At 41.9% G+C, this 25421-nt stretch carries 30 protein-coding genes, 1 tRNA gene and 2 pseudogenes; 8 read left to right on the top strand and 25 right to left on the bottom strand.

Annotated features, from left to right (window positions below):
• Window positions 1-86: 86 nt before the first annotated feature.
• Window positions 87-662, bottom strand: a complete 576-nt coding sequence (locus tag CDO84_RS04115; protein ID WP_014663322.1) for a YhcN/YlaJ family sporulation lipoprotein — start codon at window positions 660-662, stop codon at window positions 87-89.
• Window positions 663-811: 149 nt separating this feature from the next.
• Here CDO84_RS04115 and CDO84_RS04110 point away from each other — a divergent pair, with 149 nt between their 5' ends.
• The 3 genes from CDO84_RS04110 (at window position 812) to CDO84_RS04100 (ending at window position 2495) form a co-directional block, all read left to right on the top strand.
• Window positions 812-1258 (top strand): hypothetical protein, encoded by a 447-nt coding sequence (locus tag CDO84_RS04110; protein WP_014663321.1) that lies wholly within the window; start codon window positions 812-814, stop codon window positions 1256-1258.
• A gap of 363 nt (window positions 1259-1621) precedes the next feature.
• Window positions 1622-1939 carry a PadR family transcriptional regulator gene (locus tag CDO84_RS04105; RefSeq protein WP_014663320.1) on the top strand — a complete coding sequence of 106 codons (318 nt, stop codon included), beginning with the start codon at window positions 1622-1624 and terminating at the stop codon, window positions 1937-1939.
• A complete protein-coding gene (locus CDO84_RS04100) occupies window positions 1926-2495 on the top strand; it encodes a DUF2812 domain-containing protein (protein WP_040083628.1) in 570 nt (189 codons plus the stop codon). Before CDO84_RS04105 ends, CDO84_RS04100 begins: the two co-directional genes overlap by 14 nt.
• A 206-nt stretch (window positions 2496-2701) precedes the next feature.
• Here the strand turns inward: CDO84_RS04100 and CDO84_RS21630 are convergent.
• Both CDO84_RS21630 and tcyP read right to left on the bottom strand, forming a co-directional pair.
• A pseudogene (locus CDO84_RS21630) lies at window positions 2702-2822 on the bottom strand (hypothetical protein); the annotation flags it as partial.
• A gap of 92 nt (window positions 2823-2914) precedes the next feature.
• Window positions 2915-4306, bottom strand: a complete 1392-nt coding sequence (gene tcyP / locus CDO84_RS04095; RefSeq protein WP_040083629.1) for an L-cystine transporter TcyP — start codon at window positions 4304-4306, stop codon at window positions 2915-2917.
• A 170-nt stretch (window positions 4307-4476) separates the two neighbouring features.
• On the opposite strand from tcyP, the gene dgcK reads away from it, so the two are divergent.
• The gene (gene dgcK, locus CDO84_RS04090) at window positions 4477-5556 is read left to right on the top strand and encodes a diguanylate cyclase DgcK (RefSeq protein ID WP_040083630.1); all 1080 of its coding nucleotides are present in this window, start codon (window positions 4477-4479) and stop codon (window positions 5554-5556) included.
• Window positions 5557-5558: 2 nt separating this feature from the next.
• On the opposite strand, the gene CDO84_RS04085 is transcribed toward dgcK, so the two are convergent.
• Window positions 5559-6389, bottom strand: coding sequence for a MetQ/NlpA family ABC transporter substrate-binding protein (locus tag CDO84_RS04085; protein ID WP_040083632.1), 831 nt, complete (start codon window positions 6387-6389; stop codon window positions 5559-5561).
• A 434-nt stretch (window positions 6390-6823) separates the two neighbouring features.
• On the opposite strand from CDO84_RS04085, the gene cspB reads away from it, so the two are divergent.
• Entirely contained in the window at window positions 6824-7027 is a 204-nt protein-coding gene (gene cspB / locus CDO84_RS04075) for a cold shock-like protein CspB (protein WP_003224086.1), read from the top strand.
• Between the two features lie 91 nt (window positions 7028-7118).
• Here cspB and CDO84_RS04070 read toward each other — a convergent pair whose 3' ends face one another.
• The 19 genes and pseudogenes from CDO84_RS04070 to queG all read right to left on the bottom strand — a co-directional run bounded on the left by CDO84_RS04070 (window position 7119) and on the right by queG (window position 23349).
• A complete protein-coding gene (locus CDO84_RS04070; RefSeq protein WP_014663313.1) occupies window positions 7119-8060 on the bottom strand; it encodes an ABC transporter permease in 942 nt (313 codons plus the stop codon).
• Complete coding sequence (locus CDO84_RS04065; protein ID WP_014663312.1) at window positions 8053-8970, bottom strand: ABC transporter ATP-binding protein; 918 nt, start codon at window positions 8968-8970, stop codon at window positions 8053-8055. Before CDO84_RS04065 ends, CDO84_RS04070 begins: the two co-directional genes overlap by 8 nt.
• Before the next feature lie 16 nt (window positions 8971-8986).
• Entirely contained in the window at window positions 8987-9685 is a 699-nt protein-coding gene (locus tag CDO84_RS04060; protein ID WP_040083633.1) for an ABC transporter ATP-binding protein, read from the bottom strand.
• 1 nt (window position 9686) lies between these two features.
• Window positions 9687-10052: a GntR family transcriptional regulator gene (locus CDO84_RS04055; protein ID WP_014663310.1), complete on the bottom strand. Its 366-nt coding sequence runs from the start codon at window positions 10050-10052 to the stop codon at window positions 9687-9689.
• A 2-nt stretch (window positions 10053-10054) separates the two neighbouring features.
• The gene (locus CDO84_RS04050) at window positions 10055-10816 is read right to left on the bottom strand and encodes a hypothetical protein (RefSeq protein ID WP_040083635.1); all 762 of its coding nucleotides are present in this window, start codon (window positions 10814-10816) and stop codon (window positions 10055-10057) included.
• Window positions 10817-10820: 4 nt separating this feature from the next.
• Window positions 10821-10978 (bottom strand): annotated as a pseudogene (locus CDO84_RS04045) (hypothetical protein).
• Window positions 10978-11352: a hypothetical protein gene (locus CDO84_RS04040; RefSeq protein WP_040083637.1), complete on the bottom strand. Its 375-nt coding sequence runs from the start codon at window positions 11350-11352 to the stop codon at window positions 10978-10980. Before CDO84_RS04040 ends, CDO84_RS04045 begins: the two are co-directional and overlap by 1 nt.
• A 12-nt stretch (window positions 11353-11364) precedes the next feature.
• On the bottom strand, window positions 11365-11895 hold the full coding sequence (locus CDO84_RS04035; RefSeq protein ID WP_014663307.1) for an NAD(P)H-dependent oxidoreductase: 531 nt from the start codon (window positions 11893-11895) through the stop codon (window positions 11365-11367).
• 22 nt (window positions 11896-11917) lie between these two features.
• On the bottom strand, window positions 11918-13516 hold the full coding sequence (locus CDO84_RS04030; protein ID WP_014663306.1) for an MFS transporter: 1599 nt from the start codon (window positions 13514-13516) through the stop codon (window positions 11918-11920).
• Between the two features lie 40 nt (window positions 13517-13556).
• On the bottom strand, window positions 13557-14222 hold the full coding sequence (locus CDO84_RS04025; RefSeq protein WP_014476241.1) for a biotin/lipoyl-containing protein: 666 nt from the start codon (window positions 14220-14222) through the stop codon (window positions 13557-13559).
• Between the two features lie 35 nt (window positions 14223-14257).
• Window positions 14258-14722, bottom strand: a complete 465-nt coding sequence (locus CDO84_RS04020; RefSeq protein WP_040083640.1) for a MarR family transcriptional regulator — start codon at window positions 14720-14722, stop codon at window positions 14258-14260.
• 159 nt (window positions 14723-14881) lie between these two features.
• Complete coding sequence (gene yhbH / locus CDO84_RS04015; RefSeq protein WP_040083642.1) at window positions 14882-16060, bottom strand: sporulation protein YhbH; 1179 nt, start codon at window positions 16058-16060, stop codon at window positions 14882-14884.
• 179 nt (window positions 16061-16239) lie between these two features.
• Window positions 16240-18135: a serine/threonine protein kinase PrkA gene (gene prkA, locus CDO84_RS04010; RefSeq protein ID WP_003224051.1), complete on the bottom strand. Its 1896-nt coding sequence runs from the start codon at window positions 18133-18135 to the stop codon at window positions 16240-16242.
• A 349-nt stretch (window positions 18136-18484) separates the two neighbouring features.
• Window positions 18485-19192, bottom strand: coding sequence for a hypothetical protein (locus CDO84_RS04005; protein WP_040083643.1), 708 nt, complete (start codon window positions 19190-19192; stop codon window positions 18485-18487).
• 11 nt (window positions 19193-19203) lie between these two features.
• Entirely contained in the window at window positions 19204-19917 is a 714-nt protein-coding gene (locus CDO84_RS04000; RefSeq protein ID WP_014663303.1) for a bactofilin family protein, read from the bottom strand.
• Window positions 19908-20549: a YhbD family protein gene (locus CDO84_RS03995; protein ID WP_040083644.1), complete on the bottom strand. Its 642-nt coding sequence runs from the start codon at window positions 20547-20549 to the stop codon at window positions 19908-19910. Before CDO84_RS03995 ends, CDO84_RS04000 begins: the two co-directional genes overlap by 10 nt.
• A 123-nt stretch (window positions 20550-20672) precedes the next feature.
• A complete protein-coding gene (trmL, locus tag CDO84_RS03990) occupies window positions 20673-21155 on the bottom strand; it encodes a tRNA (uridine(34)/cytosine(34)/5-carboxymethylaminomethyluridine(34)-2'-O)-methyltransferase TrmL (RefSeq protein ID WP_003233442.1) in 483 nt (160 codons plus the stop codon).
• Window positions 21156-21192: 37 nt separating this feature from the next.
• Window positions 21193-22122 (bottom strand): amidase domain-containing protein, encoded by a 930-nt coding sequence (locus tag CDO84_RS03985; protein ID WP_080478188.1) that lies wholly within the window; start codon window positions 22120-22122, stop codon window positions 21193-21195.
• A 66-nt stretch (window positions 22123-22188) separates the two neighbouring features.
• On the bottom strand, window positions 22189-23349 hold the full coding sequence (gene queG / locus CDO84_RS03980; RefSeq protein WP_040083646.1) for a tRNA epoxyqueuosine(34) reductase QueG: 1161 nt from the start codon (window positions 23347-23349) through the stop codon (window positions 22189-22191).
• Between the two features lie 82 nt (window positions 23350-23431).
• Here queG and CDO84_RS03975 point away from each other — a divergent pair, with 82 nt between their 5' ends.
• The gene (locus CDO84_RS03975; protein WP_040083647.1) at window positions 23432-24055 is read left to right on the top strand and encodes a B3/B4 domain-containing protein; all 624 of its coding nucleotides are present in this window, start codon (window positions 23432-23434) and stop codon (window positions 24053-24055) included.
• A gap of 90 nt (window positions 24056-24145) precedes the next feature.
• On the opposite strand, the gene CDO84_RS03970 is transcribed toward CDO84_RS03975, so the two are convergent.
• Window positions 24146-24219: transfer RNA gene (locus tag CDO84_RS03970), tRNA-Gly, on the bottom strand.
• Between the two features lie 193 nt (window positions 24220-24412).
• Between CDO84_RS03970 and CDO84_RS03965 the strand changes: the two genes are divergently transcribed.
• On the top strand, window positions 24413-24613 hold the full coding sequence (locus CDO84_RS03965; RefSeq protein WP_009966860.1) for a helix-turn-helix transcriptional regulator: 201 nt from the start codon (window positions 24413-24415) through the stop codon (window positions 24611-24613).
• A 1-nt stretch (window position 24614) separates the two neighbouring features.
• On the top strand, window positions 24615-25088 hold the full coding sequence (locus CDO84_RS03960) for a hypothetical protein (RefSeq protein ID WP_040083648.1): 474 nt from the start codon (window positions 24615-24617) through the stop codon (window positions 25086-25088).
• 17 nt (window positions 25089-25105) lie between these two features.
• On the opposite strand, the gene rpsN is transcribed toward CDO84_RS03960, so the two are convergent.
• The gene (gene rpsN / locus CDO84_RS03955) at window positions 25106-25375 is read right to left on the bottom strand and encodes a 30S ribosomal protein S14 (protein WP_040083649.1); all 270 of its coding nucleotides are present in this window, start codon (window positions 25373-25375) and stop codon (window positions 25106-25108) included.
• Window positions 25376-25421 lie beyond the last annotated feature (46 nt).

The following is a 25421-nucleotide window of genomic DNA, read 5'->3' as shown; positions in this document are numbered from 1 at the left end:
CCTTTTATTTTTACTCTATGCAGCCTGAGTTCACAGTGTGTCATCAACGCATAGAAAAAGCCGCACAATTTGTGCGGCTTTTTCATTTATTCAGCGTTAGGGAATACGCGCTGTACAGTTTGTGTAAATTCATCAAATAACCCAGCGATTGGATCACCATTTTGAATACGCTTTCCATATCCTTGCATACGCTCTACAAAATCAGGGTTAGCTGAAACGTAAACATTATCAATGTTTTTGTCAGTAGATCTTACCTTTTTGGCTATTTTTTTCTTCAGATTGTTTTCTACTGCACCTTTATTTCCATTGGTTAAAACGACTGCAACGTAAGCTTGATTTCCAGCAACAATGACATCGGCATGCTTTACTTCTTTTAGATCTGTTACTTTATCAGCTGCTTCATCAGCAACCTCGAGTTTCCGGTCGTTGTTATTATCGTCATTTACACGATTGTTATTGTTATTGACATTATCAGTAACATTGTTGTCAACGTTATCCCGGTTGTTCACATTGCGCATATCGTCATTGGCCGGATTTCGATAATTTACATTTCTTACATCATTATTGTCACGTCTGCCCTCACCTTGGTCGGCCATACTGCAGCCAGTCATAAGCAAAGGGATAAGAAGCACAGACGCAAGGACTTGTTTTTTTCCAAGCATGTGAATTCCTCCTTTATCACTTTACTTATAGGTTTTTCTAACTGGCTTTAATTATGCATGAAAATCTGAAGGAAATGCTTTCCCGGGAAATATAACGGTTAATTTGTCTAATGAGGGGGAAAATATGAATACATTGCAAAGGAGGGATCATGTTGTTCAACCAGCGAAGAGGAATCAGCCCCGCAGCATTGATCATCGGATCAACTATGCTTATTGCTGCATTATCACCTCAGATCCGCCAAAGAATCAGCGGGTTTATCACAGGACAAATGAACAGACGACATTCAGGAAATAACACATTTGATGCTTCTAATGTAGGAAACATGGTCAAACAAGCATTAGGCGGCGGTAGCGGTGATAACCATGACCGTTCACAACATCAAAGCCAGCGGCAAAACGGCCGTCAGCACCAGAATGCCGGACAACAGCAAACACAGCATCAGCATACACAGACACAATCGAGGCAAACTGAAACAGCCCCGAAAAAAAGACAGCCTCATTATGCTGAACCCATTCATTTTGAGCAAAGCGCAATGAATGTCATGGACGACAACACGATGATGGAAATGCTGGAGGACTTAGAACCCGGCCGTTAAAAAACGTGTAACCATTTGCCTCTAGGTGTTTTTTTCTTTTAAACTTCTTGTTTTCTATATTTTTTCGCCTATTTTGGAGTACAATTGGCGAGCTAAAAAAATCCTTCTTTCGTTCAATTAGAACGTTTGAAGGATTTTTTGTTTATGCTGCCGCTCTATCCGAAGCAATCTTTATCGATTCATTATTAGCTCCCTCATCAAAAGGCTGAAAAGGACAGAACACTATTCATTTTGTTTCTTGCTTCAACACTCAACATTTAGAATTTACTCGAGCGTTGGAAAATGCTGTTGACTATTCAGTTGAACTGTATTACATTATTATTAAGTTGAACTATATAGTCAAACTGAATAGAGGGTGCGGATATGAAACACAAATTATTACCGTTGTCTGAAACCATGCATTATATTTTATTAGCTCTGCGCGAGCCGCTCCATGGCTATGCCGTAATGCAGAAGATAGAAAAGATAAGTAACGGTACTGTTATTTTAGCAGCGGGTACATTATACGGTGCGATTGAAAACTTGAATAAGCATGGTTGGATTGAACCTGTCGGAGAGTCAGGCCGGAGAAAAGTTTACATGATAACTGAAGAAGGAAGCGCTATTTTAAAAATGGAACAAAATAGGTTATTGCATATTTTATCCTTGTACGAAGGAAGTGAATCGAATGAAGAAATTTAAGATGTTTTTTGATATTGAAAAAGAGGAACAATGGCTGAACGAGCAATTACAAAAAGGCTATCGGTGTACAAATATTAGTGGATTAGGAATATACACTTTTGAAAAAACCGACAAGAGATATGTGATCCGACTGGATTACCAAGATATTTTACCAAAGAAAAAGTTCAAAGATTACAAAGGGATATATGAAGACTTCGGTTGGATTTATATAAATGGCCCCTGGCTTAGTGGAATTCGATATTGGCAAAAAGAAGATGATGGTCAAAATGAAATCTTCTCGGATCGCCAATCAAAGAGTAATTATTATAAAAGATTGATGAATTATTCTTCTGGTTTAGGTTTCATGTGTTTGTTTTTTTCTTATATGATCTATAAGGATTCAGGTTTATATTTAACTGAAGGTCTTTGGAGTATGAAAGGTGAATGGTTTTGGAAAGCATTTTTATTTGAAACTCCATTTGCTCTTTTGAGGTCGCTTCCCGCCCTTATGGTTGTTCTCTTTGCCGCCAGTTTCTATAAAGTGTATCGAAAGTATTCAATGTTAATGGAAAAATAATGCAAAGAGGTTCATTATGAACTTTTTTAATTCAATGAAGAATTGAAGGGAATGCATCTACCACAGGCGAGCGCTTTTCTTTTATTCGTTTCCGAAAATTAGACATCACAGCATATCGGGGTATACACTTGCGATGCTATACATGTAATCGCCTTTTTATGTTCAGGCACGATTGAATTAGATTATTAGCCAACTCACCTTCTAAGAAGGAATCTATTATGTGTGTGTGCCTCAGATAAGTTAGCGTCTTCAAGATACCATGAATATAATTTTCATTTCAATTAGATCAATCCATTGATCAGTAATGCCGGCTTGATCTTCCCAAAAAAACAAAAAAAGAAACCCATGAAACCTTTATATTGCAAGGTTCATGGGTCTTATTAATGTGTAATCCCTGACGATTACACGTTTTTCATATGTTACGCTTCTTCAGCTTCAATCACTCTGGATTGATCATGAAATGTCCCTCGATCAATTTCCTTCGTGACCTTACTTGTAATAAGGCCGGATGTCATACTTCCGCTGACATTCAAAGCAGTACGCCCCATATCAATTAACGGTTCAATTGAGATTAATAAACCGGCGAGCGCTACAGGCATGTTTAATGATGATAATACAAGAAGCGCTGCGAAAGTCGCTCCGCCGCCGACTCCGGCAACACCGAAGGAGCTGATGGCAACGACTGCGATAACAGTGATAATAAACACCGGGTCGAATGGATTTTGACCGACAGTCGGGGCAATCATCATCGCCAGCATCGCAGGATAAATGCCCGCACATCCATTTTGGCCGATCGAAAGGCCGAACGAACCGGCAAAGTTTGCAATCCCTTCGGGCACACCCATGCTTCTCTGTGTTTTAATATTCAGCGGCAAAGCACCTGCGCTTGACCTTGACGTAAATGCAAATACAAGTACAGGCAGCGCTTTTTTCAAATAAATCACAGGATTCAAGCCGCTGAACGTCAGCAGCAGCAAATGAATGATAAACATAGTGATTAACGCGGCATATGAAGCAATCACGAACATGCCCAGTTTTAGAATGCTGTCAAGATCACTCGTTGCAATCGTTTTTGTCATGATAGCCAGCACCCCATAAGGCGTCAGTCTCAAAATGAGCGTGACAACACGCATGACAATGGCATAAACGGCATCAACCAGTTTTTTAAATGTTTCTGCCTGTTCCGGCTGTTTGTTTTTTACGCCGAGGAATGCCACTCCAAGGAAAGCGGCAAAAATAACGACAGCGATCGTTGAAGTCGGTCTAGCTCCCGTAAAATCTAAAAACGGGTTTCCAGGCAGCAGTTCAACAATCTGCTGCGGCAGCGTTTTCGCTGTCATATCCTCTGATTTCTGCTGAAGCTCCTGCCCCCGTGAAAGCTCTGTACTTCCTTGGTCAACCTGAATCGCCTGCAAATCAAATGAAAGTGCGGACACGATACCGACAGCTGCTGCAACAGCTGTTGTTGCTACTAAAATCCCGATAATCAAACCGCTGATTTTCCCGAGATTTTTTGTCAGTTTCAGCTTTGTAAATGCACCGAGAATCGAAATAAAGACAAGAGGCATGACAACCATTTGAAGCAATTTGACATATCCGCCCCCGGCAATATTAAACCAGTCGGCTGTTTGAATAACTATATTTGAAGTCGGGCCGTAAATCAGCTGAAGCGCAAATCCAAATACAATCCCCAGTCCCAGCGCAGTAAATACACGTTTAGAGAAGGAAACATGTTTTTTCTGCATAACAAAGAGCCCTAAGATAAGTAAAAATAAAATAAATACATGTAATACAACTAGTAAAGTCTCCAAAGCAGGTAAACTCTCCCTTCAAATTTTCTCATTTACTATATTACACTAATTCCGATGGGTCAAGTGCGAATTATTTTAACTTATCAATTCAAGCAAAAAAACCTTATATAATGCCTTTTTTTCTTTTCTTTCCCTTCCATCTTTAGTACCTTATATAAGGGTGATAATATTTGCTGAAAGAACTGTTTGTAAACTTGACGATTTTAATCACATTTAATTATCTCTTCACCCACCTGTTTAAAGAAAGGTTAGTACATAAAAAAGACAGCATATCCTTTCAAGCTGTTAAAGGACTGGCCTGCGGTTTGCTCGGGGTTATTCTGATGGTGTTTGGATTTACCTATCAGCATTCAATTATTGATCTTCGAAATATCCCTATTATGATTGCCGCTCTTTATGGAGGCTGGGTTTCAACGGCAACGGCCCTGGCTATGATCGCTGCTGGCCGCATGCTGATCACAATGAACACATCTGCACTTTACTCGGTTATTATCATTTGTATCGCTGCCATCCCGTCACTCATTGTTTCTAGAAGAAAAAAAGTTCAACTAAAACATGCTTTCTATCTTATAATAATCACAAATAGCTTGATCTCCTTTGCCTTTTATTTTCTTATAGACTTACATTCATATGAACTTCATTTATATTTTTGGATCATCTCAATAGCGGGCGGTATGCTCAGTTTATATATTATTGATCATGAAACAAATGCACATCTTCTTTATAAACAATATAAGTTTCAAGCGCACTTTGACTTTTTAACAGGCGTGTATAACCGAAGAAAGTTTGAAGAAATCACAAAAGCTCTGTATCGACAGGCGGCCGATACCCCGCATTTTCAATTTGCACTGATTTATATGGATATCGATCATTTTAAAACCATCAATGACCAATATGGCCATCATGAAGGAGATCAGGTGCTCAAAGAGCTGGGCTTACGTCTGAAGCAGAGCATCCGAAATACTGATCCAGCCGCTCGGATCGGTGGTGAAGAATTTGCCGTGCTTCTGCCGAACTGTTCTCTTAATAAAGCAGCCCAGATCGCAGAACGGATCAGGAGCGCTGTCAGTCATGAACCGATTGTATTAAAAAACGGCGAAAAGCTTTCAGTTACGATATCACTGGGGGCCGCTCATTACCCCAATAATACGGAACGGCCAAGATCCTTGCCCATTCTTGCCGATCAAATGCTTTACAAAGCGAAAGAGACGGGACGGAACAAAGTGTGTTTTTCAGAAAAAAAAGAATGAATTCAATGTTCGAATTCATTCTTCCAATCTGAAAGACGTTTCAAAGGCAGAAAAGCCGGGACAAGATCTCCCTGATATTCTTTTTCTATAAATGCCGCTGTATCATCAGCTTGATAAAGCTCAAGAATGGTTTGCAGCGCTTCCCGATCTTGATCCTCCGCTCTGACAACAATCAAATTCATCTCTTCCCCCGACATGAGACCGCCGCTCTTTATGGTATGCTTTTTCGGGTTCAGCCCCGCTTTTTTTGCTTCAGATGGTTTCATGACAAACACATCCCCACCGCTCACTGCATCCTGTTGCCGGACAGCTTTCAATTTCAGGTGTCTCGGATTATCTTTAATCATATCAACTGAACCTGTTCCGTTAAATCCGTTTTTCAACGTTAGCAATCCCGCCTCCTGAAGCACAGTAAGCGCCCTGCCAAAATCGAATGCTTTATCCGGAACAGAAACAACAGCTCCCCGCGGTATATCTTGAATTCGGTCATATTGTTTTGAATAAATGCCCATAGGCGTTATGTATGTCGTACCGAGCGGTGCAAGCTTAAGTTTGTGTTTTTGAGTGAACGACTGAAAATATGAAATGGTTTGAAAGGCGTTGGCATCAATTTCTTTGTTAGCTAGTGCGATATCAGACTCAGCATAATCAGAAAAAGGGATCAGCTGAATATCCAGCCCTGCCTCTTCAGCCTTTTGGGCAATATAGTTCCATATTGCCCCGTCAGACTCAGCAATCCCGATTTTTATCGATTCATGTTCTGCAGACGGTGAACATGCAGTAAATGAAACGAAAAGAACAAGGACGAAACTGCATATAAGCCACTTTTTCATTGTGACCATACTCCTATCTATGTATTAGAGCATGCAAGCAATATCAGACAAAAAAATCATACGCTCTCTTAGTTGATAAACGTTGTCATTTGTAATATTGATAACTTTTACCTTACTCATATCCAATCAGGTTGTCAATTCCTTTGACATTATCTTCCCAAATGAAGGCATACGAAGGCAAACGTATGATCACATATCGAGAAAGCAGATGAATTTCCGTAAATAAATATCAAATTGAAAAATAAATATGGTATTTTCCCAAAAAAGTTTCAATAAGCAGTTGTTTTTTCTGAAGATTACTGGTAGAGTAAAGGTAATTATTTTTGTTCGAACTATCTTTAAGAAGAAAGTTTTGTAAGAGTTTTCGTCTTGAAAGTTTGTTAAGAGCAAGAATAGTGAATTTAAGCGTTATGATCGCTTTAGGAGGAAATTTCATGTTAGAAGGTAAAGTAAAATGGTTCAACTCTGAAAAAGGTTTCGGATTCATCGAAGTAGAAGGTCAAGACGATGTATTCGTTCATTTCTCTGCTATTCAAGGCGAAGGCTTCAAAACTTTAGAAGAAGGCCAAGCTGTTTCTTTTGAAATCGTTGAAGGAAACCGCGGACCACAAGCTGCTAACGTTACTAAAGAAGCGTAAGCATAAATTGATATGAAAAACTGCAGGTGCAAACCTGCAGTTTTTATTTTGGACAAAAAAGCTGTTTTGCTTATGCAAAACAGCTTTTTCATTAGTTTGCAATATCCCGTTTCATGAAGATTCCAAAAGCAAGCAGCAGGAAAATGATAAAGTAAATCGCAAGCATGACGATAGAAAACGTCATTGTCATCCCTTCTATTAACGGTGTGCCATCCACATACTGAGTTAAATCGACATTAGCAAACAATATATACTTTGCCCAGTCAAATTTCGCTGCAATAAAGGCAGTGGCTGTCGTACCGGCAACCAATAAAAAGATGGAAAACCCTACTGCAAGAGAGCTGTTTCTGAATACTGCAGACAGCATAAACGCCATCGTCGCCACCATTAAGGCCGAGACGGATTCAGAAAGATACGTTGTGGCCAAATGACTCATCATGTTTTGCTCAATAACATGGCCATCCTTATAGATTAAATGAATATTCGCAGCGGTTTCACCACCCGTCCCGAAGAAAATCAACCCTAACAAAGTAGAACCGATAAATAAAATCAACAGCAATAGGAACCCAAATAGGAGAACTGTAATATATTTTGACATCAAAATTTGAAAACGGCTGAGCGGGCGGATCATTAACAGCTTAATGGTTCCCCAATTAAATTCGTTCGCGACAATTCCGGCTGCGATAATAATGGTAAACAGTCCGGTAAGGATGGTAAAACCTGCTGAATCCGTTACATAAGACCATACCGTATAGCCCGTGTCATTTGGGATGTTATGTTCAATGCGATAGTTGTTGAGTGTGATTATTTCTTTATATCCATCTTTCAGTGAAGGATCGTCTTTGATTTCTTTCTTTAATTCGGCGTTTTGTGCTTGAAGTTCTTGTTTCCAATGAGAATTTGCTTCACCGGCAGAAAAATGATTCGCCAAAAATGCAAATCCAACCATTGTTAGCCCCAGAATTCCGATCATCACCCATGTTCCGGCACGGCTGAAAATTTTGATCCACTCATTATAAATCAAATTAAGCATGCTGAACCTCCTCTTTTGTTTCACCTGTCATTTCTAAGAAACGGTCCTCTAATGATTTTGTTATAATCTTGACCTCGTAAATGCGGATTTGCTGCATCACCAGCAATTCAATAACCGCAGGGACTTCGTCTTTAGCAAGTTTGAGTTCTACACCATTTGTCTTACTCACTAAATCGTACTGTTTTAGCACGGAAGCTGCTTCATTCGGCTGCTCAACCTGGAAGAAATATGTATCGTTCTCATCAATGTTTTCATCTTTTACATTTTGAATATCGATCAGCTTTCCTTTTTGCAGAATCGCAATGCGATCACACATCAGTTCCATCTCTGACAGCAGGTGGCTTGAAACGATGACAGCCATTCCTCTTTCTCGGGTCAGCTTCTTTAAATGATCTCTGATTTCCCTGATTCCCGCCGGATCAAGTCCATTTGTCGGTTCATCCAAGATCAGCACTTTCGGATCATGCAGAAGGCATTGTGCCAAGCCAAGACGCTGTCTCATTCCTAGAGAATATGTTTTCACCTTGTCGTGGATTCTGTCTGTTAAACCAACCAGCTCAACAACTTCATCAATTTTTTCCTTCGTAACACCCTTGACCATCCTTGCGTATTGCTGGAGATTTTTATATCCGCTTAAAAATTTATACAGCTCTGGATTCTCTACGATCGCTCCAATATGCTTAATCGCCTTGGCATATTCTTTCGTAATGGATTGACCGCAAATGAGGACATCACCTTTCGACAGCTTCATTAAGCCTACCATCATCCGGATGGTTGTCGTTTTCCCAGCTCCGTTTGGTCCCAAAAAACCGAATACTTCACCTTCACGAATCGTAAAACTGAGATCATCAATGATCGTTCGGCCTCTGATGTTTTTTGTCACATTTCTCAATTCCAACACTGTTTTCATCATATTCCTCCTCTTTCTAGCAAACTTCCATTTTTGATTTAAACCATTGCAAAACAGACATGCCTTCCTGTTCACGAATATCTTCTACTTCGCGCTGCGCCACTTTTTCTCCATTTGCGAGTATGATGACTTCGTCTAACAACGTCTCAATTTCATCAATTTCATGTGTCGCGATCACGACAATCTGCTGCTCAAAATCAATGTACGACACAAGGCTGTTTACGATGGAGTCCCTCACCATCGGATCAAGCCCCGAAAAAGGTTCATCAAGCAAGATGACGTCTGCCTGTCTCGCTAAAGCAAGAACGATTTTCAGCCTGCCCCGATTTCCTTTTGATAGCTTTTTGATCTTTTTTTCCGGATCCAGCTGCATCTCATTCAATAGTCTATAAGCTTGTTCTGTTTGAAAATCAGGAAACTGCGACTGATAAAAATTCACCATATCTTTGACAGTGAAATCCGGATAAAACATATCAAGCTCAGTAAGATAAGCCGTTTGACGCACCATATCTCTCGTAGCTTGTTTTCCATCTACTTTTACAAACCCTGAAGTCGGAAACAAAAGGCCAGCCATCATTTTCAGGGTCGTTGACTTGCCGCTGCCGTTCGGTCCGATCAGACCATAAATCCGTCCAGATGATAGGGTAAATGACACATCATTGACGGCCGTATGGCGGCCGTATTTTTTTGATACGTGTTCTAGCTTGATTTCCATTTTAGCCTCCCTCTGTGAATGTTTTAATCCCCTCTACCATTTCCTCTTTCGTGAGCCCCAGCTCTTTCATTTGCTTGACAAAGCCTTCCAGGACTTCTCGTGTCAGCCTTTCTTTCAACTCGTCTACGATTTCAGCTTTTTCCGCAATAAACGTCCCTTGACCTCTTCTTGTCTCCACAATACCCAGCCTTTCCATTTCACTGTAAGTTCTTTGAATTGTATTGGGATTTACCTTAGTTTGAATCGCCATTTCTCTTACTGAAGGAAGCTTGTCTCCTGGGAGCAGCTCCTTCCTGACCAGCCTATAAAAGATCTGATCAGCGATCTGCAGATAAATCGGTTTCGAGGATTGAAATTGATTATCCATATTTACACCTCTACTTTACGATCAAGCAGTTTTGAAGCCATGATGAGCAGCAAGAACGTGATGACTAAGGTAATAGGAAACCCTAGCACAGACAGATGGATAGGTTTTAATTCCAATCTCCAAACGTTATGGAAGTGGAAATCAAAATTGCAATAGACTGTTACCGGCCAGAAATGCTTTTGAGATTCAACCAAAGGGCTTATGATGTATTCATCGAAGAATAACCACACTGCGACCAACAGAACCATCGCAGCCCATCGCATTCCGCGCCAATTCCTGAGAGCGTGAAAAACAGTCCAAAACACGATGACTGTTACTGACATATCTAACGAAGAAATAAGCCCATACATATTCAGCAAAGCCACTGTACTCGTTATATCAACTTGATGCTCCAGCAGATTTTTTACAGAGAGCATATGATACATCCATATCCCATAGGCTGTTAATGCCAACTGAATCACAAATTGATAGAGCAAAGATGCTGCCAATTTAGAAGAAAACAGCCATAAGCCGCCATTTGGATTGTACAGCCAAAGCTGTGATTTCCCTTCCTTACGAAGGTGATAAAACACAAAAACAGGAGATAAGAAAAGCAGAAAAAAAGCAACTGCAACAAAAAACCCAAAAACGACTAGAGGTTCTTTCGTGCGAGAAGCTATAATATGGCCTGTTCCCAATAAGAAAATGATTCCACATATCCATAATAGCAGCCACATTCTTGAAAGCTTGATATCTTTCTTTAATAAACCTAAAAAAGAATTCATGTCTTTACCTCCCGGAAAAAATCCTCGGTGTATGAGTAACATAGTACACTAGATCAAGATGGAATACAACATATTCCATGGATTTATTTGATAAAAAACATAATTGATGTAAACAGCAAAAAAGGCAAACCCGCCATGAGTAAACGGATTTGCCTTTTTCATTATTTTTTCTTGTTTTTCATAGAGAGCAGCGCATCACGATAGCTGCGGTCCTGCATTTTGTCACTTTCCTCAGTGACCTCTTCTTCTGCCTGATCTTCGTCAGAATGCTTAAACTTTTGCAGCGCCTGCCTGTAAATATCATCACCCATTGTGTTACGTTTCTCTTTTTGAGAATCATTTTCGACAACAGATGGCGTATGCTCGGCAGCCCTTGCTTCAGCAGGGTATTGCGCTTCGTTTTTTTCCTCTTCTGGAGGTGCGATTCTATCAGTTGCTTCTTGCTTCTCAGGTCCAGGTGAGGCGTTGCGGACGTTAAATGTAATAAGGGCCGCAATGACAATGACAGCAGCAATTATTGCTATAATAATGGCCATTTCAACCTCTCCTTACTGTCCTGCTGTTAGGTTTCCTGTAACTTGGCTGACACGTCTTCCCAACGCGCGTCCAAGCTGAATACCTTCCTCAGACATTAACTCATCACTGTCTACCGGACAAGTGACACCTGCTCCGTAATAAGAGCCATAAAGTGCGTTTTCAGGCACGTTGCCAGGCAGTCCGACAACGATCATTCCTTGGTGGAACATCGGCGTGATTAAATTGTGCATTGTCATTTCCAAGCCGCCGTGTGTTGTTGCCGTTGTGCAGAAAACAGCACCGACTTTGTTAATCAGTTCGCCTTCAGCCCACAAGTAGCCAAGTCTGTCGATCCAAGCTTTAAGACCGGAGCTGATTGTTCCGAAATGCCCAGGGCATCCCCAAATAATCGCATCCATATCTTTAAGCTTGCGGATATCCGCCTGATCTACATGGTCGATGAACACTTCAGCCGCGTCGTTTTCTCTCGCGCCGTCAGCAATCGCTTCTGCAAGCACTTTAGTATGTTCGCCTTCACTATCATACACTACATAAATTTTCATTCAGGAAACCTCCCTGTACAGATTAAGATTCCTTAGCTTCTTTAGGAGCAGGAAGTAATGAAAGCTCCTCTTTTTTCTTCTTACGCAATTTATCTTTTCTGACGTCACGCAGGAAGATACTTAAAATCAAACCTGCTACACAGAATAAGGTTGCCCACATAAAGGCATCATTTATCCCCATGACATTGGAATCGAGTGACGCGTGTTTATAAATATGTGAGTACACATACGTTTTCGCTGTATCATAAGACACATTCATATTCACCATTAAATTCGAAACTGCATTTTGGAACGCATGGAGGAAGTTCGGGTCCGCCGTGCTCGTTTTATCTGCAATTTGTGAATAATGGAATGTCGTCCGGTTTGTATAAATCGTCGTAATTAAACTTGTACCGATTGATCCGCTGATTTGGCGAAGCGTGTTGCTCATCGCCGTTCCGTGGCTGTTCAGACGGGCAGGAAGCTGGTTCATCCCGGCTGTCATGACTGGCATCATTAAGAGAGACATACCAAATGCACGGATTGAATAGATCAGCATGATGTGCGTATATGGTGTATCAATTGTCAATTGCGTGTATTGATAAGTTGTTACCACTGTCACAAGAAGCCCGATAATCGCAAGCGGTCTCGGTCCGAATTTATCGAACAAAATACCTGAGATCGGTGACATAATCAGCATGACAATCGCACCCGGAAGCAGAAGCAGACCGGATTGAAGTGCCGTAAAGCCGACCAGGTTTTGCAGATAGATCGGTAAAAGAAACATACCTGTGTAAAGTGCCACTGTAATAATGATATTAATGACACTCGAAAGTGAGAAAATGTCATATTTAAACACTCTGAAATCAAGCATTGGATCATCATGGCGCAATTGCTGAACAACAAAAGCAACAATTGCAATGACGCCGATAATAACTGTAGACAGTACAATCGGGTCGGTCCAGCCGTCAGATCCGGCTTCACTGACTCCGTATAATAAGGAGGCGAATCCGACAATCGAGAGAATGGCTCCCAGAGTATCGAGTTTGATTTTTTGCGGCTCCACCATATTTTTAAAGATGAAGAAAGCCACAATGATAACAATTGCGCCGATTGGCACAAGTCCGTAAAACATAATGCGCCATGTATAATGCTCAATAATCCACCCGGAAAGAGTCGGGCCGACCGCTGGAGCAAACATCATCGCAAGCCCGAAAATCCCCATTCCTTTCCCCCTGCTTTCAGGCGGGAAAATTAACAGAATGGTTGTCATAACGAGCGGCTGCAAGATACCTCCGCCCACGGCCTGAATCAAACGGCCGATCAGCATTGTAGAGAAGTTAGGTGCGATACCGCAGACTAACGTACCGAGCGTAAAACAGAACATCGCGACGAGAAAGAGACTCCGTTGGCCAAACCGTGTAATCAGGAAGGCAGATAACGGAATCAATACGCCGTTAACAAGCATGTAACCTGTTGTCAGCCACTGAATCGTCGTTGCACTTACGCCAAATTCAGTCATTAAATGCGGCATTGCAACGTTAAGCAATGTTTGGTTGAGAATTGCCAAAAATAAACCCGCCATTAGCACAATCAGCAATGACATAGGGCTTTTTGCATTTTTTTCTTTGCCTGTAGCCATCTAAGACAACCTCCTTTCATGGTTTGATGACTGATCTGTTTTACTCAGAAATTTTAACAGATGCATTCATACCAGGAAGCACCTTATCAGATGGGTTTTTGATTGAAATTTTCACTGGAATTTTTTGTGTTACTTTTGTGTAGTTTCCGCTTGAATTTGTAGAAGGAAGCATATCAAAAGTTGAGTTAGTCGCATATCCAATTTCTTCTACAGTACCGTCAAATGTTGTATCAGGGTCTCCGTCAACTACTACGTCTACACTATTTCCTACTTCAATATCCGCAATATCTGTTTCTTTAATATTTGCTGTGATGTATAGGTTGTCCATGTCAATCGTTTGTGCAATTGTTGTACCAGCTTGTACGGTTTGTCCGTTTTTCACTTCGTTTTTCACAATTGTTCCATCCATAATGGATTTTACGTCAACAGTTTGTTCACCTTTGATTTTTGCAACTGTGTCGCCTTTTTTCACTGTTTTTCCTTCGTCCAGATCCCAGTCAGATACTTTACCTGCTGCTGGAGCAGTAATAGCAGCCATATCGCCGGCTACTTTTGCTTCATCTGTTTTTACGTAGTTAGTGCTTTGATAATAGTAGTAAGCACCTCCAGCTATAATTGCAAGAACAACAATCAAACCGATAATGTTGGTCAGAATTAAACGTCCTCTGTTCATTTTGTTTTCTCCTTTCGTTTCATCCTCTATCATTTTGCGGAAAGCTGGTGAAAATATGTGAGAAGTTTTTAATTACCGCTTTTTTCTGAACAGCCTTCAGCAAGCTTCGTTAAGCTTCCGGCAAGTTTGCGCAAATACTGCAGCTGGGAGGTATCAAGCTTTTGGTACAAGCCCGCACCCATTTTTGCATATTGCACAGCGGCTTTTTCTATCAGTTCTTCCCCCTCTTCGGTTAACTGAATCATGACGATACGGCGGTCATCCGGACTGTCATATCGATTCATCAAGTGGCGCTTATACAGAATATCTGTCATCCGCGTCACAGAAGCAGGCTTAAGATCAAGCGACATTGCCAGCTTGCTTAGCGGAGTGCTTCCGCTTTGATGAATTTTAAACATCAGCAAATATTGAAGGACTGTAATATCAAAAGGCTCAAGCACAATCTCCAATATCTTCTTCTGTTTTTTATAAATCGCCCGAGACGTATCGAAGAGCTGTTCAAAAGTGAGCAAAGCACGTTCTGATTCAGTCAACTCCTTTTCACCTCATTCCTCAATAATAGTTCACAAGATAAAATATTAATAAATGAAAGAAGATTTGTCAAAGGAAAAATTTCTTTTTCTCCCGTATTTTTTTCGCAAGCGTTTTCTTACTTTTATTAAATAAAAAAAAGCCCTGAAATGGGCTTTTCATTACGAAAATTGATGGCTTACACCAGACTCTTCATTTCTGAAAAAGCTCTTCAGCGCCTGAAAAACATCAGATTTCTGTTTTAAAATATAGTACTTAAATTTCTCATCTTTCACATTTTTATATGCAGACATTAACGTTGAATGCCTGTTGTACTGATTGACCTCGCCGTAGCAGAATAGATTGGCCTTCTTCATAATATCATTAACCAATTTCACACAGCGCGCGTTATCAGATGTCAGGTTGTCACCGTCAGAAAAATGAAACGGGTAAATGTTATAGCGAGCGGGATTGTACTTTTCATCAATAAGCTCAAGCGACTTCCGATATACGGAAGAACAGATGGTTCCGCCGCTTTCTCCCTTTGAGAAAAAATCCTCCTCCGAGACAACTCTTGCTTCTGTATGATGGGCAATAAATTCAATTTCCACAGTCTCGTATTTCGTCCGCAAAAAACGGGTCATCCAGAAAAAGAAGCTTCTGGCCATGTATTTTTCCCAAACCCCCATACTGCCGCTTGTATCCATCATTGCTAAAACGACAGCTTTTGATTCAGGCTTTGTGATGTCATTCCACGTCTTATACTTTAGGTCCTCCGGATAAATTGGATAGAACGACGGATTTCCTGACATTGCGTTTCGTTTAAAGGCTGACATCATTGTTCTTTTCTTATCAATGTTACCGGTTAACCCTGTTTTACGAATATCATTAAACTCAATATCTGTATGAATGATATTGTCCCGCTCTTTTTGCTGGAGATTCGGAAGCTCTAATTCTTTAAAAAGCGCTTCTTCTAAATCCATTAATGAAACTTCCGCTTCATAATAATCCTCGCCTGCCTGATCACCGGCACCCTGCCCTTTTCCTGGTCCTTGTTTTTTGTCTGATCCATCCCGGGCCACAACATCACCAACCTGGCTGTCGCCGTCTCCTTGCCCTACATGTTTATTCTTATCATAGTTGTAACGGATTTTATACTCATCAAGTGAACGGATTGGGATTTTCACTACATCTTTTCCATTAGACATAATAATGCTTTCCTCAGTTACGAGGTCCGGAAGATTGTTTTTGATCGCTTCCTGCACCTTTTTCTGGTGACGCTGCTGGTCATCGAAGCCTTTGCGATGGAGGGACCAGTTTTCCTCAGAAATCAAAAAATGGCCGCTGTCATTTTGGGACATGAATTCCCCTCCTTAACCATTTGTGGTCGTGATACATACGTATTCCGGCTTGTGCCAGATTATGAAACAAGTCTTTTGAAAAGATTTATATTCATCATATGCACAAAAGCACGTTTAATTGACAAACTATTTAGAAAATGGGACAAAATAACCCGCCCTATTCGGACGGGTCACGTTGCTTATCGGTTCAGCAGGCTGCCGACATATTTCAGCAGCTCATTGGCGCTCGTCGAGTTGTAGCCGTGCTCATCAATTAAACGGGCCACGACTTCATTTACCTTTTTCAGCTGCTGCTCATCCGGCGTTTTTGTTGAAGTCGTAATTTTAACGACATCCTTCAGATCAGCAAACAGCTTTTTCTGAATTGCTTCACGCAGTCTTTCATGGGAATTGTAATCAAACCGCTTGCCTTTTCTCGCATAGGCCGAGATGCGGATTAAAATTTCTTCGCGGAACGCTTTTTTGGCGTTTTCCGAAATGCCGATCTGCTCCTCGATGGATCTCATTAGCTTTTCGTCAGGGTTCATTTCTTCTCCTGTCAAAGGATCACGAAGCTTATTTTTATTGCAATAGGCCTCTACGTTATCGAGGTAATTGTCCATAAGTGTTTTTGCTGATTCTTCATACGAATACACAAACGCTTTTTGGACTTCCTTTTTCGCAATGTCGTCATATTCCTTTCGGGCGGCAGAAATAAAATTCAAATACCGCTCCCTGTCCTCGCTTGATATTGATGGATGCTGATCAAGACCTTCTTTTAAGGAACGAAGGACATCGAGAGAATTAATTGACTCCATATTTTTTCTGATAATCGTTGAAGAAATCCGGTTGATCACGTACCGCGGATCAATGCCGCTCATTCCTTCATCATTATATTCTTTTTTCATATCCTCAACGTCGACGGAATTATATCCTTCCACACTTTCTCCATCATACAATCTCATTTTCTTGACCAGATCAATATCCGACCGCTTTGGCTCTTTTAACCGGGTAAGGATTGAGAACATCGCGGCGACCTTCAAAGTATGAGGGGCAATATGAACATCCGACACATCGCTCTCTGCGATCATTTTTTCATAAATTCTCTCTTCCTCAGACACTTTTAAATTATAAGGAACCGGCATCACGATGATTCTCGAGTGCAGGGCTTCATTCTTCTTATTAGAAATGAATGAGCGATACTCCGTTTCATTCGTGTGCGCCACGATCAGCTCATCAGCAGAAATTAACGCAAACCGCCCCGCTTTAAAATTCCCTTCCTGTGTCAATGAAAGCAAATGCCAGAGAAATTTCTCATCACATTTCAGCATCTCCTGAAACTCCATCATCCCTCGGTTCGCTTTATTCAGCTCTCCGTCAAACCGGTAAGCGCGCGGATCTGATTCCGAACCGTACTCGGCAATTGTTGAGAAATCAATACTCCCGGTCAAATCGGCAATATCCTGAGATTTTGGGTCAGATGGACTGAATGTTCCAATTCCCGTACGTTTATCTTCTGAAAAGAAGATGCGCTCCACCTTCACATCCTCAATTCTTCCTCCGTACTCTTCCTCCAGCCTCATGACATTTAAAGGAGAAAGACTTCCCTCTATTCTAATACCGTATTCTCTGTAAAAGTCATCACGTAAATGGTGGGGGATTAAATGTAGAGGGTCCTCGTGCATCGGGCAGCCTTTAATCGCATATACAGCGCCATTATCTGTCAGCGTGTATGCTTCGAGACCTTTTTTAAGCATCGTGACCAACGTGGATTTACCGCCGCTCACAGGTCCCATCAACAATAGAATCCGCTTTCTGACATCTAGACGTTTGGCAGCCGGATGAAAATACTCTTCCACAAGACGTTCCAGAGATTCTTCAAGCCCAAACAGCTCACGGTCAAAAAAACTGTACTTCTTGCGTCCGTCAATCTCCTCTATCCCGCTGTCTTTTATCATATTAAAAACTCGAGAATGAGCAGATTGCGCGACCATCGGATTTTCTTTAATAATCTCCAAATAATCGGCGAATGTTCCTTCCCATTTCAGCCGCTGCTCTTCCTCTCTGTACTGTTCAATTTTCTTTAATATATCCATAAGGACCTCCTCTATCATGTTTGATACACTATGCAAATAAGGTACTTTGTTACAATCTATGCCGCCAACTCGTGATACATGCTTTGGTTTCTTAAAAATAAAGATACTTATACATCGTTGACAAGGCCGACTGCGACCGTTCATAATAAAGAAAAATACAGAATCATCCAGACTCGGACAGCACGGAAAAATTGAAGAGGGGGAGAGACGGTGAAAACAATCATCATGATGGGGGTCATTGTCACTTTTTTAGTATCAATTTTTACTGCAGGATACGATAGCAAGCCTGGAAAAGAATAAAAAAGGGTGCTCCTGAAAGAGCACCCTTTTTGTATAACAGAACAATGTTTTACAGTTTTGTTTTTTCTTTAATCTGTGAATGTTGATCACATTCGTATCTGTTTTCGTACTCAATTGTTCCGATACTGCATCCCGGCCCGATAATCACTTCTTTTCCCCTGACAACTGCCGCATCGGTATTCTCCAAATAAACCTGATCTCCTTCTATGACGTCTGCGATCAGTTTCACTTTCTTCCGGTTAAAAAAGCTCGTGCGTCTTTTCACAGTAATTGTTGTTCCGCCGATTTCGCGCACATGGCTTATATCATGGCTCAATCCTAGCTTGATGTCACCTGCATTTAATAACCCCGATACATCAACACAGCCTGTTCCATGGAACCTTTCTGTTTCACAATCACCTTTTACGCTAAGCTTCCCTTTCACATCGCACGATTCTCCAGTCATACTCCCGGAAATCTCTGTCAGGCCCTTCAAATTAAAGCGATCAAATTGAAGTGAGCCGCTGACTTTCATTGCGCCAAAAATATTGATTCTTCCCGCGGTCAGATTGCCTTTAAACTCACTTTCTCCGAACACACGCAGCCGCTCAGTCTCTGCAGTCCCGAGAAAGCAGCCTGTTCCGAATATGCGGCAGCCCGCAGCAGACAGCCCATCACCGACCACACCTTCACCTTTGATGACGACATTGTGATACGTGCCTCCGGCGGCATGGCCAGCGCCATATAATTTTAAATTTCCCAGTTTTGTTGTCTCCATTACGATCCTCCTCACACCTTCGTGCATGTTTCTACCAATGCGCTTGGATCACAAGTATAGTCACCGCTGTATTCGACGGTTTCAATCCGGCAATCCGGACCGATTATCACTTTATTTCCGCGCACGGTTTTCGCCTTTGTATTTGTCAATTCAATCACGTCACCTTCGATCAGCTCTGCCGTTAGAACAGGCTGCGGCATCAATCTGAGTAATGTCAGCATTCCTTTTCTGCAGGTCACTTGAAGATGGCGGCAGCCGATCTCCCGTACATCGCTTTCCCCGGAACAAAGCTTAATGGTCACTTGGTCTGCATTTAAAAGACCGCTGATTTTGCATTTCCCTTCTGATTGAAAGGTTTCCGTTTCGCAATCCGCTTCCATGACGGTTTTTCCGCTAATGTCAATCTCATCAGCCTTGACAGTCCCGCCAAATGTTGATGATCCAGCGATTTTTAATTGTTTAGCTGTTGCCTCTCCTTGAATAAAACCAGTTCCATTAATCCGAATAGATTCAGCTTCAACGTCTCCATGTATCTTTCCAGAACCGCTGATGGTTACCGCTTTCGCTTTGACGCTGCCGTCAGCTTTTCCCGTTCCATTAAAAGAAAAAGTGTCACACTCCACGTCTCCAGCCACTGTTCCGCTTCCGTTAATCTCAACTGATTGAAACGTTCCTCCCTTTGAACTTCCCGATCCATTTATCACCAACTTTTCCACTACATCCATTGTTGGCCCTCCTGCATATATGTTGTTTTTAATTCCTCTGAAGCTTTTAATAAATCTACCCGTTCCACAACCTTGACGGATGATTCAAACAAAATGCTGTCTGCCGCAGCCGCTATAAAACAAGTTGTAACACCGAGCTTGCGCAGCACAATCAGTTCCGTCTGTTTTTCAATCTTTTCAGAATCATGTTTCTTTAATACCTCTACAGCCATTTTTGCTTCTGCCAAGCTGACATTTCCAGACTGCAGCAGTCCTTCAAGCACATACAGCGACAGCAAGTCGCGGGATGAAAAAACCGGACTACTTCCGTCTTCTGAATAGACTTCAAGTGCAGGCTTTGAGATCAAACCTTTACGCAGCAATTCATCAGCGGTCATGCTGACATCCTTCATCTTCGGTGACAGCATTTCCCTCATTTCATCCAGAGACAAGTTTTCCTTCATTTTTTGAATCATTGAGATACGTTTTAAAATATCCTCCCTCGGAAAAAACGTCTCCTGCCCTGTGAAAGTGGATTTGCGAATAAACCATTCCTCGGGTATTAAATTTTTTCGCTTCCATCGATACAGCTGACCGTATGAAATCGATGTTCTTTCAAGTAATTCTTTTTTAGAGATTAATTGTTCCTCCATAAGTCCAGCTCCTTTGATAGGTACATTGTAACATAACACTGTTACGTTGTTAAGCCCGAAAACGAAACAAAGTATTTCAACAGGCACAAAAAAACCGCCCATCAGCGATGAGCGGGTTTTTCACTATTTTAAATCACGGTAATTTTGCTGACGCAGCGCTTCATAAACGAGAATCGCGGCAGTGTTGGACAGGTTTAACGATCTGACGTGCTCTGTCATTGGAAGACGCAGGCAGCGGTCCATATTATTTTGAATTAAATCCTTTGGCAAACCGCTTGTTTCTCTTCCGAACACAAAGAAATAATCCTCGTCAAGATCAGTGTAATCAAATGATGTATGAGGCTGCTGGCCAAATTTCGTAATAAAGAAAAATTGGCCTTTTTCATATGCCTCAAACAATTCCTCTAACGAATCATGATACACAACATTAACAAACTCCCAATAATCGAGTCCGGCACGCTTCAGCATTTTATCATCCGTTGAAAAGCCGAGCGGACGAATCAGGTGGAGCGTAGTATTAGTTGCTGCACAAGTACGCGCAATATTCCCTGTGTTAGCGGGAATTTCTGGTTGATATAAAACGACATGTAATGCCACAATGTTCACCTCTGTTTTTCTTATCCGCCCATCATTATAACATTAATTACTCTTTTGTCGTATCATCAACGATATGAAAAAAAGCATATCGTATCGACGGCGTGTATGCCGTTGAATCCTCATATGACCAATACCTCATCCGGCTGTCATAGGTCTGGGCGTTAACAAGCGGCATATTGCCTTTGTCCTTTGCCACGACAATCGTTGTATGATTAAACCGGCCGTCTCCTTCGAAGTCATAGCAAATCACATCGCCCGGCACCAGCTCTTCCGCTGATTTCACCCGCACCGCACGCAGTCCGGCCTTTGAATTAGACAAATACATTTTCATCGAATGAGCCACCGTCCAGCTGTAGCTCCATGAGCTTTGTTTCATCCACCAGCCTGATCCTCTGTTCGGATGGCCGCGCATTGGCGCGCCTCCCGCATGAAGACACTGAGAAATAAAATTGGTACAGTTATCGCTGAAATTTTTATAAGCAGGATTGCGCTTGTTCCAAAATTTCTCGGCATATTGCACAGCGCCGAGACGATCGTATTGAAAAGCCCTGCCAAACGCTTCTCTTTCCTCTTCAGAATAGTCAATAATACTGGTCCCTTCATGAAATCCAGCCGGCTTTTTCGCAACTTCCTGATCACTAATCAAAATGTGATCATACAGGAAAGCCATTCGCTCCTCTATGTGCTCCTCCATATACAAGCTGTCGTCCTGTTCCTTACACACGTATTCGTAATGGATGGTATACGTAAGGCAGGTCGTTCCGTCATCCTCAACCTGCACATGATTAATCACGGCCTTTGCTTTCGCTTTTATGATGTCAACTTTACGTTTTTCCAGAAGCTTTTTCTTACGCTCCATGACTTTAAGGTCTCCGACTTGAGACTCCTGTCTCATATCATGCCCGTTAACCAGAAAGCCCAGCCGCTCCTCCGCTAATTGTTCTAAAATGTGCTTCAAGCTCACCCCACCCGCCATACTTTTTTATAGAGAAAAAACACTTGGATGATCTCAAGTGTTTTTTCCTTCTGCTCTATACGTATGTCAGGACAGGCCTTGTTTAGTCATGCCTGAAGCTTTTAGCAACTCAATTCCTTTTTCAATTTCCAGCTTTGCCTCTTCATCCTTCTCTTTTTCCAGCGCTTTTTCAAGCTCTTCCATGTATACGGTGTCTCCGATTTTACCGATTGCCCATGCGGCTGTCCCCCTGATGACAGGACGCGGGTCCTTGTGCATCAGATCCGCCAATTCAGGCAGTGCGGAGGTATCCTTAAAATGCGCAAGCGCGAGAATGGCGTTTCGCTGAATCGGTTTTTTCCCGCGCCAAGAACCTGAGACATGTCCGAATTTCTCCTTAAATTCCCGATTGCTGATGGTCAAGAGCGGCTTCAATAACGGTTTGGCAATCTCAGGATCAGGCTCCATTTCCGGATGAAGATGAAAGTCCTTCCCTTTATTGAGAGGACATACCGTTTGGCACGTATCGCACCCATACAGGCGGTTTCCGATCTTTGTCCGGAATTCATCAGGCAAAAATCCTTTTGTCTGGGTCAGAAAAGAGATGCAGCGCTGCGCATTAAGCTGCCCGGGATTAACCAGTGCTCCCGTCGGACAGGCGTCCAAACATTTCGTGCAGGAGCCGCACATATCTTCAATCGGCACATCAGGCTCAAAAGGGATATTTGTGATCATTTCCGCCAAATACACATAAGAGCCATACTCTGGCGTTGTGATCATACAGTTTTTCGCACTGAATCCGATGCCGGCACGTTCTGCAACGGCGCGATCAGACAATTCACCTGTATCAACCATTGACTTCGTTCTGATATCCTCATGCTTGCTTTTTAGAAATTCCTCCAGCAGATCGAGCTTTTCCCTCAACACATCATGATAGTCTTTGCCCCAGGAGGCTCTGCAAAAAATGCCCCTGCGCTCAGTTCTCGTGCTTCTTGGCGCATCCTTCATTCTGGAAGGATATGCGAGAGCAATCGCCACTATTGATTTCGCTTTCGGCAACAGAAGCTTCGGCGTCACCCTTTTCTCGATATCCGGCTCTTCAAAGCCGGAGAGATAGCCGAGTGATTCTTGAAGAATCAAACGGTCTTTTAAACTGTCAAAAGTATCAGCGGTCGTAAAACCAATCTTGTCCACGCCAATGCTTTTCGCGTATTCAATTAATTCTTCTTTGAGCTGATAAACGTTCATGTTTTGCACAGCCTCCTTTCTTTGTGATAAAACGATACAGCGTTTATAATAGGTTGATATCACGTAACTGGAGTGAATGCTAGTGAATATCAAACTTGATTCTGTTATTACTGAACGTGCGGCTGGCTTACATGCAGCAGCTGTCATTTATGAGAATATCGAAGTCGGCTCCTCACCGCAAATGCTGAAAGGCAGACTCCGCCTATTCCAGGAGTCCCTGTTTTTCGACTATGCAGACGGCGGTATACCTGATGAACCCTTCGTCAAGGAATGGCGGGAACTCTTTAAACAGCTTAACCCTTCATTTGAGGGAGAAACAACCCCAATGGAGGACATGCTGATCCCGATATCAAAAGAACAATTCATGGAAAGTAAGGACTCGGCCCATGACACAATCGATTTTTTCGCATTAAAATATTCTCTGCCCATTATGATTTATGATGCCGGAAAGCTTCATGAGTCTGTCCGGATCTCATTGGGAGAAAAAGAAAACATCCTGCTTTTCTCTGATGAAAATGGCATTTTTGGCGATTTTAAAAACAGCTTCAATCAACATCCCGTTTCAAACGAGACCAAAAATATGCTGCAAATCATTTTTTTCCCGCCATCCATTGAGAAAAGCAGCGCTGTTAAACTCTTATCATCATTAACGAAAATGTTTGAACAAATTCACGGCGGCACCCATACAGTACATTGGCTTACGTAAAAGAACACGAATAACGTGTTCTTTTTTACATAAAAAAACGCAATACTTCGTTTATCTGAGAAACGAAACACTGCGTTAATAACGTATGTATGGAGCGGGTGATGAGAATCGAACTCACGACATCAGCTTGGAAGGCTGAGGTTTTACCACTAAACTACACCCGCATTTGTGAATGTCAGTAACAGTACCGCTTTGACTGTTCTTATATTACAGGTTTATTTATTTTTCGTCAAGGGAATATAAAAATTTTGTCGAAAAAAAGTTATCTTTTTGTAAAGTTGTTAAGTAACATTTACATAATGTTAAGTATACTATACAATATAATGAAACAAGAAAGTGAAGGGGACAGACGTCATGATGAAAAATAAAGTAAAAGAGCTGAGGGCACGCTTCGGCTATTCTCAGGAAAAACTCGGAGAAACGGTCGGCGTCACAAGACAGACTGTGGCAGCCATTGAAAAAGGCGATTATGTTCCCTCACTGCTGTTAGCATTGAAAATCTGCAAAGCCTTCTCCATGAAAATGGAGGATGTCTTTTGGTTAGAGGAGGAAAACTAAGATGAGCATGAAAACAAAAGCAGCTTTTCAACTGGTGTTATTTGGCCTTGCATGCTGGACGCTGATTTCATACTTTGAAGCCTCGGAAGGCATAGCATCTTTTTTCCGCACAAAGAGCGGCGGGACGGTGTTTGAAATAAACCTCACCCCCTTTGTTCTGTTTATTGCGGCGACTGCGGTTTATTTGTACTTACAGAAAAAAAGCCGCCCTGCCAGAAAGCAGCTTCTTCTGCCTGATGAATTTGAAGAGCAGGATGAAAGAGAGCAGATGATGACGGCAAAAGCATGCCGCGCTTCATATATCGCTGTCTACTTCTCGCTGCCTGCCGCTGCGGTGCTTCTCATTTTTTATCCGCTTTTTCAATCGCGCATGCCGTTTTTCCCTATTATTATTGTGTTTGTCATCATGATCATCCAGCACCTTTCCTACGTCATCTCTTTCAAGAAAAACGAAAAAAACTCCGGCGCACTGTAATCGGCCGGAGTTTTTTCTTACCAGCTTGCTTTTTTCACACCGGGAATCTGGCCTTTATGGGCCAGCTCCCTAAAAGCGATTCTGGACATTTTAAACTTTCTCATATATCCTCTCGGGCGCCCCGTTACCATGCAGCGATTGTGGAGCCTTCCCGGCGCTGAATCTTTTGGCAGCTTGCTGAGTGCCTCGTAATCTCCTTTTTCCTTCAACTCGCGTCTGATATCAGCGTATTGTTCAACAAGCTGTTGTCGTTTTAACTCTTTTGCCACTTTTGATTTTTTAGCCAAGTCACATAGCCTCCTCATCAAATCGAAATTATTACGATTTAAAATG

It is taken from the genome of Bacillus sp. MD-5 (assembly GCF_002201875.1).
In the GTDB taxonomy this organism is placed as follows: Bacteria; Bacillota; Bacilli; order Bacillales; family Bacillaceae; genus Bacillus; species Bacillus stercoris.
The sequence above is the reverse complement of the archived record's forward strand: the minus strand, read 5'-3'. Positions and strand labels throughout refer to the sequence as shown.

Coding starts and splice junctions, on each gene's coding strand:
- CDO84_RS04115 (WP_014663322.1), bottom strand. CDS start 662: ATGCTTGGAAAAAAACAAGTCCTTGCGTCTGTGCTTCTTATCCCTTTG.
- CDO84_RS04110 (WP_014663321.1), top strand. CDS start 812: ATGTTGTTCAACCAGCGAAGAGGAATCAGCCCCGCAGCATTGATCATC.
- CDO84_RS04105 (WP_014663320.1), top strand. CDS start 1,622: ATGAAACACAAATTATTACCGTTGTCTGAAACCATGCATTATATTTTA.
- CDO84_RS04100 (WP_040083628.1), top strand. CDS start 1,926: ATGAAGAAATTTAAGATGTTTTTTGATATTGAAAAAGAGGAACAATGG.
- CDO84_RS04085 (WP_040083632.1), bottom strand. CDS start 6,389: ATGAAAAAGTGGCTTATATGCAGTTTCGTCCTTGTTCTTTTCGTTTCA.
- cspB (WP_003224086.1), top strand. CDS start 6,824: ATGTTAGAAGGTAAAGTAAAATGGTTCAACTCTGAAAAAGGTTTCGGA.
- CDO84_RS04070 (WP_014663313.1), bottom strand. CDS start 8,060: ATGCTTAATTTGATTTATAATGAGTGGATCAAAATTTTCAGCCGTGCC.
- CDO84_RS04065 (WP_014663312.1), bottom strand. CDS start 8,970: ATGAAAACAGTGTTGGAATTGAGAAATGTGACAAAAAACATCAGAGGC.
- CDO84_RS04060 (WP_040083633.1), bottom strand. CDS start 9,685: ATGGAAATCAAGCTAGAACACGTATCAAAAAAATACGGCCGCCATACG.
- CDO84_RS04055 (WP_014663310.1), bottom strand. CDS start 10,052: ATGGATAATCAATTTCAATCCTCGAAACCGATTTATCTGCAGATCGCT.
- CDO84_RS04050 (WP_040083635.1), bottom strand. CDS start 10,816: ATGAATTCTTTTTTAGGTTTATTAAAGAAAGATATCAAGCTTTCAAGA.
- CDO84_RS04040 (WP_040083637.1), bottom strand. CDS start 11,352: ATGGCCATTATTATAGCAATAATTGCTGCTGTCATTGTCATTGCGGCC.
- CDO84_RS04035 (WP_014663307.1), bottom strand. CDS start 11,895: ATGAAAATTTATGTAGTGTATGATAGTGAAGGCGAACATACTAAAGTG.
- CDO84_RS04030 (WP_014663306.1), bottom strand. CDS start 13,516: ATGGCTACAGGCAAAGAAAAAAATGCAAAAAGCCCTATGTCATTGCTG.
- CDO84_RS04025 (WP_014476241.1), bottom strand. CDS start 14,222: ATGATAGAGGATGAAACGAAAGGAGAAAACAAAATGAACAGAGGACGT.
- yhbH (WP_040083642.1), bottom strand. CDS start 16,060: ATGTCCCAAAATGACAGCGGCCATTTTTTGATTTCTGAGGAAAACTGG.
- prkA (WP_003224051.1), bottom strand. CDS start 18,135: ATGGATATATTAAAGAAAATTGAACAGTACAGAGAGGAAGAGCAGCGG.
- CDO84_RS04005 (WP_040083643.1), bottom strand. CDS start 19,192: ATGGAGACAACAAAACTGGGAAATTTAAAATTATATGGCGCTGGCCAT.
- CDO84_RS04000 (WP_014663303.1), bottom strand. CDS start 19,917: ATGGATGTAGTGGAAAAGTTGGTGATAAATGGATCGGGAAGTTCAAAG.
- CDO84_RS03995 (WP_040083644.1), bottom strand. CDS start 20,549: ATGGAGGAACAATTAATCTCTAAAAAAGAATTACTTGAAAGAACATCG.
- CDO84_RS03985 (WP_080478188.1), bottom strand. CDS start 22,122: ATGGCGGGTGGGGTGAGCTTGAAGCACATTTTAGAACAATTAGCGGAG.
- queG (WP_040083646.1), bottom strand. CDS start 23,349: ATGAACGTTTATCAGCTCAAAGAAGAATTAATTGAATACGCGAAAAGC.
- CDO84_RS03965 (WP_009966860.1), top strand. CDS start 24,413: ATGAAAAATAAAGTAAAAGAGCTGAGGGCACGCTTCGGCTATTCTCAG.
- CDO84_RS03960 (WP_040083648.1), top strand. CDS start 24,615: ATGAGCATGAAAACAAAAGCAGCTTTTCAACTGGTGTTATTTGGCCTT.